The 12,341-nt window shown below is 69.9% G+C and carries 12 protein-coding genes; 6 read left to right on the top strand and 6 right to left on the bottom strand.

What is annotated here, in order from left to right; all coding sequences use genetic code 11:
* Positions 1-141 precede the first annotated feature (141 nt).
* The 6 genes from OG303_RS48485 to OG303_RS48460 form a co-directional block, all read right to left on the bottom strand.
* Entirely contained in the window at positions 142-1,338 is a 1,197-nt protein-coding gene (locus OG303_RS48485) for an ABC transporter substrate-binding protein (protein ID WP_405876437.1), read from the bottom strand.
* On the bottom strand, positions 1,335-2,366 hold the full coding sequence (locus OG303_RS48480) for a branched-chain amino acid ABC transporter permease (protein ID WP_405876436.1): 1,032 nt from the start codon (positions 2,364-2,366) through the stop codon (positions 1,335-1,337). The genes OG303_RS48485 and OG303_RS48480 overlap by 4 nt, the downstream gene beginning before the upstream one ends.
* Positions 2,363-3,244: a branched-chain amino acid ABC transporter permease gene (locus OG303_RS48475; RefSeq protein WP_405876435.1), complete on the bottom strand. Its 882-nt coding sequence runs from the start codon at positions 3,242-3,244 to the stop codon at positions 2,363-2,365. The genes OG303_RS48480 and OG303_RS48475 overlap by 4 nt, the downstream gene beginning before the upstream one ends.
* Complete coding sequence (locus OG303_RS48470; protein WP_405876434.1) at positions 3,241-3,999, bottom strand: ABC transporter ATP-binding protein; 759 nt, start codon at positions 3,997-3,999, stop codon at positions 3,241-3,243. The genes OG303_RS48475 and OG303_RS48470 overlap by 4 nt, the downstream gene beginning before the upstream one ends.
* Positions 3,996-4,790, bottom strand: a complete 795-nt coding sequence (locus OG303_RS48465) for an ABC transporter ATP-binding protein (RefSeq protein ID WP_405876433.1) — start codon at positions 4,788-4,790, stop codon at positions 3,996-3,998. The genes OG303_RS48470 and OG303_RS48465 overlap by 4 nt, the downstream gene beginning before the upstream one ends.
* Before the next feature lie 66 nt (positions 4,791-4,856).
* Positions 4,857-6,419, bottom strand: a complete 1,563-nt coding sequence (locus OG303_RS48460; protein WP_405876432.1) for an FAD-binding oxidoreductase — start codon at positions 6,417-6,419, stop codon at positions 4,857-4,859.
* Between the two features lie 271 nt (positions 6,420-6,690).
* Between OG303_RS48460 and OG303_RS48455 the strand changes: the two genes are divergently transcribed.
* Genes OG303_RS48455 through OG303_RS48430 form a run of 6 tightly spaced genes read left to right on the top strand, consistent with a single transcriptional unit; the run spans position 6,691 to position 12,322 of the window.
* The gene (locus tag OG303_RS48455; RefSeq protein ID WP_405876431.1) at positions 6,691-7,875 is read left to right on the top strand and encodes a cytochrome P450; all 1,185 of its coding nucleotides are present in this window, start codon (positions 6,691-6,693) and stop codon (positions 7,873-7,875) included.
* A gap of 19 nt (positions 7,876-7,894) precedes the next feature.
* Positions 7,895-8,914 (top strand): amidohydrolase family protein, encoded by a 1,020-nt coding sequence (locus OG303_RS48450; RefSeq protein ID WP_405877851.1) that lies wholly within the window; start codon positions 7,895-7,897, stop codon positions 8,912-8,914.
* A 40-nt stretch (positions 8,915-8,954) separates the two neighbouring features.
* Positions 8,955-9,866, top strand: coding sequence for an ABC transporter substrate-binding protein (locus tag OG303_RS48445; RefSeq protein ID WP_405876430.1), 912 nt, complete (start codon positions 8,955-8,957; stop codon positions 9,864-9,866).
* 2 nt (positions 9,867-9,868) lie between these two features.
* Positions 9,869-10,540: a 4-carboxy-4-hydroxy-2-oxoadipate aldolase/oxaloacetate decarboxylase gene (locus OG303_RS48440; protein ID WP_405876429.1), complete on the top strand. Its 672-nt coding sequence runs from the start codon at positions 9,869-9,871 to the stop codon at positions 10,538-10,540.
* On the top strand, positions 10,533-11,090 hold the full coding sequence (locus OG303_RS48435; RefSeq protein WP_405876428.1) for a cupin domain-containing protein: 558 nt from the start codon (positions 10,533-10,535) through the stop codon (positions 11,088-11,090). The genes OG303_RS48440 and OG303_RS48435 overlap by 8 nt, the downstream gene beginning before the upstream one ends.
* Positions 11,087-12,322 (top strand): NAD(P)/FAD-dependent oxidoreductase, encoded by a 1,236-nt coding sequence (locus OG303_RS48430; protein ID WP_405876427.1) that lies wholly within the window; start codon positions 11,087-11,089, stop codon positions 12,320-12,322. The genes OG303_RS48435 and OG303_RS48430 overlap by 4 nt, the downstream gene beginning before the upstream one ends.
* The last annotated feature ends 19 nt before the right edge of the window (positions 12,323-12,341 follow it).

Raw genomic sequence — 12,341 nt, 5'->3', positions numbered from 1 at the left:
ATGCTCTCCCCACTGAATTCGCTCACAAACGGTGAAACCGCCCGGCGCCGAGCCGCGGACGAGTGTACCGTGCCGCAACTCCTGCCCGGGCTGAGGAAACCGCCAAGAGGATTCTTCGCCAGCCCGGTTACACAGGACAAATCAGTCGGCGATACCGTTTGGGGAGACATTGGCGATGGAGCCCTTCGGCATCCAACTGGTGCCGTTGAACTCGTGCAGCTGGTACTCGTGCACCAGTCGGCCGTCGGATTCTCCGGTCAGGTTCGCTCCGTCGATGAGGAGCGGGTTGGCCACGTTGGACAGGGAGTCCCACGCAGAGAGGAAACTCTTGCTGCTGACGTCTTTGGTGTCCTTGAGGGCCGAGACGACGGCCGCAGCCAGTCCGTAGCCGGTCAGCGCGAACGACTGGTTCGCGTCCGCCTTGGGCGCGTACTGAGCCATGTCCGCGCGGTACTTCACGAGAGCCTTCTCGTCGTGCACGGCGGGGTTCTGCGGGTCCTTGAACCACTGGTAGGAGAGGGCTCCCTTGACGTTGGCGGCACCGGCGGGCTTCACCGTGCTGGCGAAGTCGGCATACGGGCTCCCGACAAAGACCTGGGGGTGGTAGTCGATCTGACCCATGTACGACAGGAGCGCGCCCAGGGTCGGCGGGCCGAGGGTCACGACCAGCGTGTCGACCTTGGCGGCCTTGAGTTCCGTCACCTGCGAGGCGACGTCGCCCTGGCCCGGCGGGAGTCTGAGCGCCTTGACCGGCTTGACGCCGGCCTTTGCAAGCCCGGCGAGTTGGCTGTCGGCGAGTTCGTTGTTGAAGCCCATGAAGCCGACGACGGCCTTGGGTGTCTTCTCCTTGATGTAGCGCCCCTGGAGCTCGCCCTCCCAGGCGATGTCCGGCACGAAGGCACGGGAGTCGGGGAACTTCTTGACGTCGCTCAGCACGGTCTCGCCGCCCTGCACGATCTGCGCCACGCCCGCCGAGTTGAGCTGGGGCCGTGCCGCGACCGCGATGCCGCCGAAGTTGATGACGACCGTCGCGTGGTCCTTCTTGACGAACTCGGTGTTGTTGGACACGAGACGGGCGGGGTCGAAGGCGTCGTCCTTCACCTCGAAGTCGATCTTCCGACCGTTGATGCCGCCGGCGGCGTTGACCGCCTTGAAGTACGCGGCCGCCCCGTCCGCCGAGACGCCCGCGGAGGCCAGGGCGCCGCTGAGCGGGTAGCTGGCCCGGATCACGATGTCGCTGTTCTCGGTCTGGGACCCGGCCGAGCGTCCGGAACAGGCGGTCGCTGTGGCCGCGACCGCGGCCACGAGGGCGATCAGCTTCGTGGGGTAGTTCGTCATTGAACTTCCTTTCTGATGGGCAGGTAAGCGAGTGCGGAGGGAGAGCTGGTCGGGGAGGGGGAGGTGAACCGGCCGAGGAGGCGCGTGAAGCCGCCGACGAGTCCGTTGGGTGCGAGGATCAGACAGAGGATGAGCCCGCCGGCGTAGACGAGCTGGGCCCAGTTGCCCGAGGAGTCGCCGCTGACCACGTTCTCGGCGGCGGTGGGCAGGTAGACCACGATCGCCGCCCCGACGATCGCGCCCGCCCAGGTCCGGCTGCCGCCGACGACGCCGGCCGCGAGGAGGGTGATGGACAGCGTGATCTGGTAGCTGTCCGGCACCGCGATGGCGACGGCGAGGGCGTAGAGCGCGCCGCCGATGCCCGCCACGGCCGAACTGACGGCGAAGGCCGTGAGCTTGACGCGTTTGACGTTCATGCCGTTCGCGGCGGCGAGCAGGGGGCTCGTGCGGACCGCGGCCAGGGCCCGGCCGCTCGTTCCCGTCGCCAGGTTGCGCAGCAGGACAAGCGTCAGGGCGAGGACGAGGAGGCAGACGATGTACCCGAACTGCGCCGGAGTGAGCCCCGTGCCCGGGGGCGGCTGGATCCCCGAGTGCGCCAGCGAGAGGCCGAAGGTCCCGCCCGTCGTGGACTTCAGGCGGATGATCACGAGGGGGAAGACGGCGGCCACGGCGATAGTCAGCAGGCCGAGGTTGGCGCCGCCCATCCTCAGGGCAAGGCCGCCGATCAGCAGACCGAACACCAGGCACAGGGCTCCGGACAGGAGGACGGCGGGCACCCAGGGCCAGCCGCTCTTGGTGACGGTGCCGAGGGCGACGTATCCGCCGAGGCCGAAGACGGCGCCGTGTCCGACGCTGATCTGACCGGAGTGGCCGAGCAGGAGGTTGAGACCGGCGACGGCCATCGCGAGGGTGAGGACCCGGGAGAGGTCGAGGAGGTCGTAGTCGGAGACGAGGAAGGGCACGACCAGACCGACGGTCAGGGCGGCGGTCCAGCCGCCGGGGACGGCGTAGCGGCGCAACGTGTTCATACCCGCACCGTCCGGGTCCTGCCGTAGAGTCCGGCCGGCTTGAGCGTCACGACGATGGCGGTGAGCAGGAACGGGGCGACGATCGCGAGGTCTCCGTCGAGGCCGGGCACGTACCGGCCGGCCAACCCGTTCGCGATGCCGACGAGTATGCCGCCGACCACGGCGCCCACCCGGCTCGCGAGTCCGCCCAGCGTGCCGGCGGCCAGCGCCAGCAGCAGCGGGAAGGTCATCATCCCCGGTGACAGGGTCAGGACGGGCGCCGCGACGATGGCGGCGAAGGCGCCGACCGCCGCGGCGATCGCCCACCCGATCATGAGCCACAGGCCCTGGTGCTGGCCGAGGACGGTGGCGGAGGACGGGTTCTGTGCCACGGCCCGCAGACGCAGCCCGACGCTGGTGCGGTTGAACAGCACCGCGGTGGCCGTCATCACGGCGAGCAGCATGACCAGCGAGCCCACCTGCTGCACCGTCATGCGCAGCCCGGCGAACTCGATCAGGCCCTTGCCGAAGGGACTGGGGAAGGTCCGCGGATCGGTCGTCCAGACGATGGCCATCAGCGCGTTGAAGCCAAGGAGCAGGGCAACGCTGAGGGTGAGCAGAGGGAGTTCGCCCGCGCCCTCGACGCGCCGGACCAGCGTCCGCTCGATGAGTGCTCCGCCGGCCGCGGACAGGACGACGACCGCAGGGACGGCCGCCCAGAAGGTCAGGCCCGCGTTGAGCAGGACCAGGGTGAGATAGGCGGAGAGCGTCGCCATCTCGCCCTGGGCGAAGTTGAGCATGCCGGTGCCCTGGAAGACGACGCTCAGCGCGAGGGCGAGGATGCCGTACACCAGCCCTGAACTCAGCCCGTCCAGCACCTGTTGGAACAGTTCGGTCACTTCTTGACTCCGATCGCTTCCGCGCCGCCGTCCGTCTCACCGAGGTACGCGCGCTTGATCACGTCGCCGTCGCGGAACTCCTCGACCCGGCCGGCGGCGGCGACGCGGCCGCCCGTGAGGACGATCACGCGGTCGGCGATGTCGAGGGAGAGCCGTGCGTTCTGCTCCGCGATCAGCAGCGAGGTCGACCACTCGCTCCTGATCCGGGCCAGCGCCTCGAAGAGCTGCCGGGTGAGCAGCGGTGCGAGGCCGAGGGACGGCTCGTCGATGAGCAGCAGGCGGGGCCGGGCCATCAGGGCGCGTCCGATCGCGAGCATCTGCTGCTGACCGCCCGAGAGCAGGCCGGCGGCGCGTGTGCGCATCTCGGCCAGCACCGGGAAGGTGTCGTAGACGAGGGCGAAGTCCCTGCCGACGAGGGACCGCTGGTCCCGGGGCCGGGCGAGGCTGCCGAGGCGGAGGTTCTCCTCCACGGTCAGGTCGACGAACGTGCCGCGTCCCTCGGGCACATGTCCGACGCCCGCGCGTGCCGTCCGTGCGCCGCTCCAGCCCACGATGTCGACCGCGCCGTACTCGATCGCGCCCTGTGTGGACACCAAGCGGGAGATGGCGCGCAGCAGGGTTGTCTTGCCGGCCCCGTTCGGGCCGAGGAGGACGACGATCTCGCCGTCCGACAGGGCCAGGTCGATCCCGTGCAGGACCTCGACGGAGCCGTAGCGTGCGACGAGGTGCCGGGCCTCCAGCAATGCGGTGCTCACACTCCCACCTCCGACCAGTCGTCGCCCAGGTAGGCGGCGATCACCCGTTCGTCGGCCGCCACCTCGGCGGGGGATCCGGCCACGAGGAGTCGGCCCGAGTCGAGGACGACCACATGACGCGATACGCGCATCACCAGGCCGACGTCGTGTTCTACGAGGACGCAGGTCATCCCCGTGTCAGCGGCGAAGGCCTCGACGTCACCGAGGAGGTCGGAGGCCTCGTCCGCGCCGAGACCCGCCGCGGGTTCGTCGAGCAGCAGCAGGCGCGGCTCGGCGATCAGGGCCCGAGCCACCTCGACCCGGCGCCGGTCGCCGTGCGGGAGGCTGTCGACGCGCCGGTCCTGAAACCGGTCGAGACCGAGGCGCCCGAGCAGTTCGGACGCCCGTTCGCGCATCGCCCGCTCGGCGCGTACGACCGGGGGCAGCCGCAGGAGCGATCCCAGCAGGCCGTGCTTCATCCGGGAGTGGGCGCCGAGCAAGACGTTGTCGAGCGCGCTGAGTTCGGGGACCAGCAGCGGCGTCTGGAAGGTGCGCGCGATGCCGAGGGCCGCGCGGCGGTCGGCGTGCAGCCGGCTCAGGTCACGCCCTTCCAGTTCGACTCGGCCGGCGTGCCGGGCGACCCCGCTGATGCAGTTGAACAGCGTCGTCTTCCCGGCCCCGTTGGGGCCGATCACCGCCGAGACACCGCCCGCCGGTATCGAGAAGGAGACGTCCTGCAGTGCTGTGACGCCCTGGAATCTCACTCCGAGTGCGTCGACACGCAGTGCTGTGTCGTGTGTCGGATCGGCCATCGATGGGCACCGTCCTGTTCTGCGTGAAGTGATGCGTGGGTGGTGCGTGGGCAAGGGGGTGCCGTGCTAGCCGCGGGCCGCCCGGTACGAGGTCGGCCAGATGCCGTGGCGGCCGGGCGCGAGGATGCCGTCCGGGTCGACGGCGTCCTTGATCTTCTCCACGAACCGCTGGTAGGCGTGGCCGTTGAAGGAGTACTGGTCGGAGGCGAGGTCCATGCACTCCAGGTGGGGACGGGACTCTCCGTAGCCGAGCGCGCCGGCCGCGGCGACCAGGCGCTTGGCGAGGTCGAAGGCGGCTCGCGCGTCGGACGGGTCCGTCCGGTCGTACCGGATGCCGATGATGACCACGCACGAGCGCTCCCCGGTGACCACGACGGTGGCGCCGAAGTTCGCGCCCGCGTCGAGCACCAGCGAACGGGCCGTTTCGACCATGCTGCGCACCTGCGGGCCCTGGAGGGGCACAACCGGTGCGACATCGATGTGGGCGACATGGTCCGGGGTACTCTCGATCGCCTTGAGGGTCGGGATGCCGATCATGATCTGGTCGGCGGACATGACGATCTCGTCGTACTCGTCCGGCGCGTAGAGGCGCCGGGCTTCGACCCGGCCGGTCGGGATCTTCGCCCAGGCCTCCTTGACGCGCCTCACCTTGGCCCGCACGATCTCCGGGTCGCCCCACACGGCCGCGCGCGCAGCCCACGCACCGACCTCGGTGCGCTCGCCGATCTCCCGGATCTCGGCCTCGGTGAGCTGGTGGGAGGCGGCGACGGGGAGGTCCCTGAGCATGTGGGAGGCGCGCAGTGTGGAGAAGAGCGCGGGGGCGCCCTCCAGGTGTCCCGCGAGCCGCAGTTCCCGGATGGTGTCCACCGCCGCTTCGAGGTCCTCGTCCTCGCCGACCGAGAGCACGAGCGGGGCGTAGGCCTCCGGCAGGCGCTTGAGCCAGACGCCCATCCTGGTGACGATGCCGAGGTTGGACTGCACGAACAGCCGGTCCAGCGACGGTCCCAGGCTCCGCTTGTACACATGCCAGGCCCTGCCGTCCGGGAGCGCTCCGGCCCCGGTGCGCAGGAGGTCGCCGTCCGGGAGGACGACCTCCAGCCCGGTGGGGAGCATGTAGTCGGCGCCGTAGTGCTGGTAGGTGTGGCCGGCGTCCATCGAGTTGCCGATGATCGATCCCCAGCCGAGGTCGGGGCAGGGGGTGAGCAGCCGGTGGCCGGCCGCGCGGACGGCCTCGTACAGGTCGAACCAGGTCACGCCGGGCTCGACCACCGCGTAGGCCAGCTCCTCGTTGATCTCCAGGATGCGGTTCATCTTCTGGAACCCGATCTGGATCGAACCGCGCACACGGGGTGAGGCACCGCCGTGTCCGAGGTTGCGGCCCTGGCTGTGCGGCCATACGGGGATGCGGTACCGGCCCGCCAGGCGGACGATCTCCCGCACCTGCTCCGTACTGGTGGGCTGCACGACCGCCGCGGCGGCGTACGTCTCATCGCCGGGGATCCAGTAGGCGTCCTTGAACTCGTCGACCTTGGCGCGCTCGATGTGGAGGGAGCCGTCGCCGACGACCGCCGCGAGCTCGCGGACCAACTCGGCCGGGAGGGTGGGCAGATGCAGGGTCGCGTCGGTCATCGTCATCTCTTCTCGGGGAGTGACTGATCAGAAGCGTCGCCTCACGGCGTTTCAGATACCGATCAGACTTCGGATTCCGGACCGTATTCCTAGCCCTTACCCTCGTCAACGGTCTGGACAAAAAATCTTGAAGCGCCCGATGAAGCCGCATTTTTCGCTACCGGACGACGGAAAAGTTGCCCTTGTTCGATGTATTGACATCGCTCCGAGAGCACTCAAATACTCATTGGAATTCGAAGTCGGACCCGAATCCGGATTGGATCGGCCTGTGATGTCTGCGTTGGAACTCAATGGCGAGAACCTGTACCGGGACCCCTATCCCGTCTACGCCCGCTTGCGCGAGGAAGCTCCCGTGGCCTTCTTCGAAGGAACCCACGAATACCTCGTCACCCGCTTCGAGGACTGCCGCACGGTGGGCGCGAACGACCGCATGTTCGGCCCTTCCGGCAGCCCGGACCGGCCGGAGGCCCGAGTCATGGGCATGCCGAACGTGCTGTCCATGACCGGCGAGGACCACCGTCTGCTCCGCCTGGGCATCGACGAGAACCTCACCCTGGAACAGGTCCGGGGCTACGTCGAGGCCCTGACCCGCCCGGTCGTCGATCGCTGTCTGGCAGAGCTGGCACCGCGCGGGTCGGCGAACCTCACCGCCGACCTCTTCGAACCGATCTCGGTGCGCTGCATCGGTGACGTCATCGGCCTGACGGACACCGCGAACGAGACGCTGGTCGAGTGGTTCCACGCGATGAGCGCCGGCCTACAGAACGTCGGCGACGACCCGGCCGTGTGGGAGCGGCTCGACCGGGCGCTGGCCGAGATCGACGCACAACTCGGCGCACTCTACGAGCGGGTGGTCGCCAGGCCCGACCACACCCTGATGAGCCATGTGGTGCGCGGCGGCCTGCCGGACGGTGAGGTCCGCGGCTTCGACGAGGTCCTGCCGACCATGAAGGTGATCATCCTGGGCGGTCTGCAGGAACCCGGCCACGCCGCCGCGAACGCCTGCGCGGGACTGCTGCTCAACCCCGACCAGGCGCGGGTCGTCGCGGACGCCCCGAAGGAACACGCGCTGCGCGCCTTCGACGAGGGTCTTCGCTGGATCGCCCCCATCGGAGTCACGCCGCGCGTCACCGCCGAGGACGTCGTCGTGGCCGGCACCAGCATCCCGGCCGGCTCGTCGGTCGCCATCGTCATGGCGTCGGCCAACCGGGATCCGAACCGCTTCGAGAATCCGGACCGGTTCGACATGTCCCGCAAGAAGCGGCCGCACCTCTCCTTCGGCTTCCGGCCCCACTTCTGCTCGGGCCACGCCCTGTCACGGGCGATGGGGACGATCGCGCTGGAGGAGGTCTTCCTGCGGCTGCCGAATCTGCGGCTGGACGACAGCCGAGAGGTGGCGGCGAAGGGCTGGCGTTTCCGTGGGGTCACGGACCTGCCCGCCGTCTGGGACGCGTGACATGGCAGGGACGACGGGACTGGCCATCGACTGCCACGGCCACTTCACGACCGAGCCGCCCGAGTTCCGTGCCTTCCGCGCGGCCCAGGTGGACTTCGCCGAGGGCCGGTCGCGGGACCGGCCCGGCTATGCCGGGACCGACGACGACACCCTGATCGAGATCATCACGGACAACCAGCTGCGACTGCAGCGGGAGCGGGGCTCCGACCTCACCCTCCTGTCGCCCCGCGCCTCGGGCATGGGCCACCACGTTCCGGGCCAGGACATCGCGACGGAGTGGGCCCGGCTCTCGAACGACACCGTCCGGCGCATCTGCGAGCTGTTCCCGAAGAACTTCGCCGCCGTGTGCCAGCTGCCCCAGACCGTCGAGGGCGACCTCGGGCCGGTCGTCGCCGAGCTGGAGCGCTGTGCGGCGGCCGGGTTCGTCGGATGCAACGTCAACCCCGATCCCTCGGGCGGGCGTTGGTCGGCGCCTCCGCTGTACGACCGCTGGTGGGATCCGCTGTGGGAGGCGATGACCCGCCTGGACGTACCCGGCATGATCCATGTGTCGGGCTCCTGCTCCCCCGCCCTGCACACCACCGGCGCGCACTACCTCGCCGCCGACACGGTCGTCTTCATGCAGCTGCTGGAGGGCGACCTCTTCGAACGGCACCCGGACCTGCGGCTGGTCATCCCGCACGGCGGCGGCGCCGCTCCGTATCACTGGGGCCGCTACCGGGGCCTGTCGGTCATGCTCGGCAAGCCGCCCCTGTCCGAACACCTCCTGCACAACCTGTACTTCGACACCTGCGTGTACCACCAGGCCGGCATCGACACCCTGTTCCGGGTCGTCGACCCCAAGAACCTTCTCTTCGGGTCCGAACTCCTCGGCGCCGTAAAGGCCGTGGACCCGGAGACAGGTCACCCCTTCGACGACACCAAGCGCTACATCGACGCCCTCGGTCTCGACGACGGGACCCGGCACGCCGTCCTCGAAGGCAACGCCCGGCGCGTCTATCCCCGGCTCGACGCGCTGCTCACCGCACAAGGGCGCTGAACACTCACGCACCCGGCCTCCCGAACTGGAGTTCCCCTCGATGACATCCGACCTGACACCCGTACGTTTCGCCGGCGGCGCCCAGGGCTTCAACTGGCTCCCCGTGTTCGTCGCCGACGAACTGGGCCTGTTCCGCGAACACGGGCTGGAGATCGAGTACCTGCGCCTCGGCTCGGTCGACAAGGCCACCGCCGCCGTGCGCGACGGCACCGCCGACCTGGCGATCACCCCACCGGAGGGCGCGGTCGCCGACCACGTCGCCGGCGGAGCCCTGCGTATCGTCGCCGCCAACTCGCTGCGGCTGCCCATGTCCCTGGTCGCCCGCCCCGAGGTCGGTTCCGTCGCCGAGCTGCGCGGCAGGCGGATCGGCACCTCCTCCCTCACCGAGGGCACGGCGCTCTACATGCAGATCATGCTCCAGCGGGAGGGACTGTCGTATCCGGGCGACTACGAATTCGTCCTCGCTGGTGTGCACACGACCCGGTGGGCGGCGCTCCAGAAGGACGAGATCGACTGCGCGCCCCAGCCCGCACCGTGGAACTTCCTCGCCGAGCGCGAGGGGTACCGCCTGATCGGCGAGGTGAACGACGCGATCCCCGAGGTCGTCTTCGCGGCGGTCATCGGCAGGAACGACTGGACGGCGCGCAACCGCGACACCGTCGAACGGCTGGTCGCCGCCCTGACCGAGGCGCACGACATCGTCAACGACCCCTCGCAGGACGGCAGCACGCTGCCGATCTATCAGCGGATCACCACCCCCGACGCCCCGGACCTGGCCGCCCAGGGCCTGTCCTACACCCGGGACATGGGCATGTGGCCGCCTGGTCTGGTCGTCTCGCCCAAGGCGTGGGAGGCCACGGTGGACCTCATGGTCCGTGCCGGGCTGCTCGATCCGGAGCGGGTCAGCGACGCGGCCGGTGTGCTCGACCTCGGTTTCGTCCGGGGTGACTGACCATGGCCCGGATCGTGACGACGGTCGTCCGCGCCGACGCGGCGACCTGTGCCGGCTTCGCGGAGCTCGGGGTGGCGACCGCACATGAGGCGCAGCACCGCACCGGACTCCTCGACCACCGCCTACGGCCCCGCCAGTCGGGGCGGGTCGTCGCAGGTCCGGCACTGACCTGCGAGGTACCGCCCGGCGACAACTGGATGATCCACGCGGCTCTGGAGCAGGCCCAGCCGGGCGACATCCTCGTCGTCAGCCCGACCTCGCCCTGCGACGACGGCTACTTCGGCGACCTGCTCGCCACGTCGGCGCAGGCGAGAGGCGTTCGCGGACTCGTGATCGACGCCGGGGTGCGTGACGTCGCGGAGCTGCGCGCCATCGAGTTCCCCGTCTGGAGCAAGACCGTCAGCGCCCAGGGGACGGTCAAGGAGACCCTCGCGGACGTCCAGGTCCCCCTGGTCTGCGGCGGCAGCCTGATCACGCCGGGAGACGTGATCGTCGCGGACGACGACGGTGTCTGCGTGGTGCCTCGGGAGTCGGCCGCCGAGGTGCTGGACAAGGCACGCCGCAGGGCTGCCATGGAGGAGGAGAAGCGGAAGCTCTACGCGGCCGGACAGCTCAGCCTCGACGTCAATTCCCTGCGTGCCCGCCTTGAGGAGAAGGGGCTGACCTATGAGTGAGACCTCCGGGTCCCGGGTCCCCCGTCGTGTGGTCACCGCGCTCAGGGACGGCAAGTCGGTCTTCGCCTCCGACGGGCCCTCCCCCAACGTCCACCACTACGCCTCGGTCCCCGGCATGACGACCTCGGTCGTCTACGCCACCGCGGCACCCCCGCGCCTGCCGCAGGACGAGGCCGAGACAGCGCCGCCCAGGCTTCACGTGCCACCGGCGCCGGGCGAGACCCGCCTGATGATCGTCACTTTCCCGCCCGACACCGTGATGGCGAGTCCGGAGTTCGACCCGGTCGCCGCGGATGCCGAGCAGCGCGAGTTCATACCCGGCCTTGCCGAGCGATTCGAACCGGACGCCCCCGGCATGCACCGCACCGACACCGTCGACTACGACCTCGTCCTCGACGGGGAGATCTGGCTCGAACTGGACGACGGGGCGACCGCGCACCTGCGCCAGGGCGACATCGCGGTCCAGTGCGGCACCCGGCACGCGTGGCGCAACAAGGGCGACCGGGCCGCGACGATGTGCTTCGTCCTGATCGGCGGTGCGCCACGATGACCATCGAGCACTACGGGTGCCTGATCGTCGGCGCCGGGCACGCGGGGGCACAGGCCGCGATCTCCCTGCGGCAGGCGGGGTTCGAGGGGAGCGTCTGCCTGCTCGGTGACGAACCCGTCGCTCCGTACGAGCGTCCCGCCCTGTCGAAGGAGTACCTGGCCGGCAAGAAGGAATTCGCCCAACTCCTGCTGCGCCCGCCGGACTTCTGGCCCGAGCACGACGTCGCGCTCTCCCTCGGCCGGCGCGTGACCGCCGTCGACGCCGAGGCGCACACCGTCACCTGCGCCGACGGCACCACGATCGGCTACGGCATCCTCGTCTGGTGCGCCGGAGGCACTCCGCGCACCCTGCGCTGCCCCGGACACGACCTGGACGGCATCCACGCGATCCGGGACAAGGCCGACTGCGACCGACTCATCACGGCCCTGCCGCACAGCCACCGAATCGCAGTGATCGGCGGCGGCTACGTCGGCCTGGAAGCCGCCGCCGTGCTGAGCGGGCTCGGCAAGCAGGTCGTCGTGATCGAGGCGCTGGACCGGGTCCTCGCCCGCGTCACCGCAGAGCCCCTCTCCCACTTCTACGAGGCCGAACACCGCGCCCACGGCGTGGAGTTGCGACTCGGCACGGGAGTCGCCGAGATCGTGGGCGAGAACAGGACGGTGAGCGGGGTGCGCCTCACGGACGGCACGGTCGTCCCGGCCGACCAGGTGATCGTGGGCATCGGCATCGAACCCGTCGTCGAACCACTCCTTTCGGCGGGGGCGGAGTCAGCACCCGGCCAACTGGGCGTGCTGGTGGACGAGTTGTGCCGCACGACGCTCACGGATGTCTACGCCGCCGGCGACTGCGCGTTGATCCGGGGCGGCGCCGGCATTCGCATCGAGTCCCGGCAGAACGCCTCCGAGCAGGCGGACACCGCGGCGAAGGCCATCAGCGGCAGGCCCGAACCACTGCGCCTGCTCCCGCTGTTCTGGTCGAACCAGTACGACCTGCGGCTGCAGACCGTCGGCCTGAGCCACGGCCACGACCGGACCGTCCTGCGGGGCGCCCCCGACAAGCGGAGCTTCTCGCTCGTCTACCTCAAGGACGGCGCGGTCACCGCCCTGGACTGCGTCAACTCGGCCCGCGACTACCTGCAGGGCCGCCGGCTGGTGGAGGCCGGCACCCATGCCGACCCCGCGCTGCTGGCCGACGCCCGAATCCCCCTCAAAGAAATAGCCGCTTCGGCCTGAACCGCCCCGGAGGAACAAC

It is taken from the genome of Streptomyces sp. NBC_00005, assembly GCF_045160215.1.
GTDB lineage: Bacteria > Actinomycetota > Actinomycetes > Streptomycetales > Streptomycetaceae > Streptomyces.
This window is presented reverse-complemented; position numbering and strand designations above follow the sequence as displayed.

Excerpts from the sequence above, each read along its gene's own strand:
- OG303_RS48430 (WP_405876427.1), top strand. The coding sequence starts at position 11,087 with ATGACCATCGAGCACTACGGGTGCCTGATCGTCGGCGCCGGGCACGCG.
- OG303_RS48435 (WP_405876428.1), top strand. The coding sequence starts at position 10,533 with ATGAGTGAGACCTCCGGGTCCCGGGTCCCCCGTCGTGTGGTCACCGCG.
- OG303_RS48455 (WP_405876431.1), top strand. The coding sequence starts at position 6,691 with ATGTCTGCGTTGGAACTCAATGGCGAGAACCTGTACCGGGACCCCTAT.
- OG303_RS48465 (WP_405876433.1), bottom strand. The coding sequence starts at position 4,790 with ATGGCCGATCCGACACACGACACAGCACTGCGTGTCGACGCACTCGGA.
- OG303_RS48480 (WP_405876436.1), bottom strand. The coding sequence starts at position 2,366 with ATGAACACGTTGCGCCGCTACGCCGTCCCCGGCGGCTGGACCGCCGCC.
- OG303_RS48445 (WP_405876430.1), top strand. The coding sequence starts at position 8,955 with ATGACATCCGACCTGACACCCGTACGTTTCGCCGGCGGCGCCCAGGGC.
- OG303_RS48460 (WP_405876432.1), bottom strand. The coding sequence starts at position 6,419 with ATGACCGACGCGACCCTGCATCTGCCCACCCTCCCGGCCGAGTTGGTC.
- OG303_RS48485 (WP_405876437.1), bottom strand. The coding sequence starts at position 1,338 with ATGACGAACTACCCCACGAAGCTGATCGCCCTCGTGGCCGCGGTCGCG.
- OG303_RS48440 (WP_405876429.1), top strand. The coding sequence starts at position 9,869 with ATGGCCCGGATCGTGACGACGGTCGTCCGCGCCGACGCGGCGACCTGT.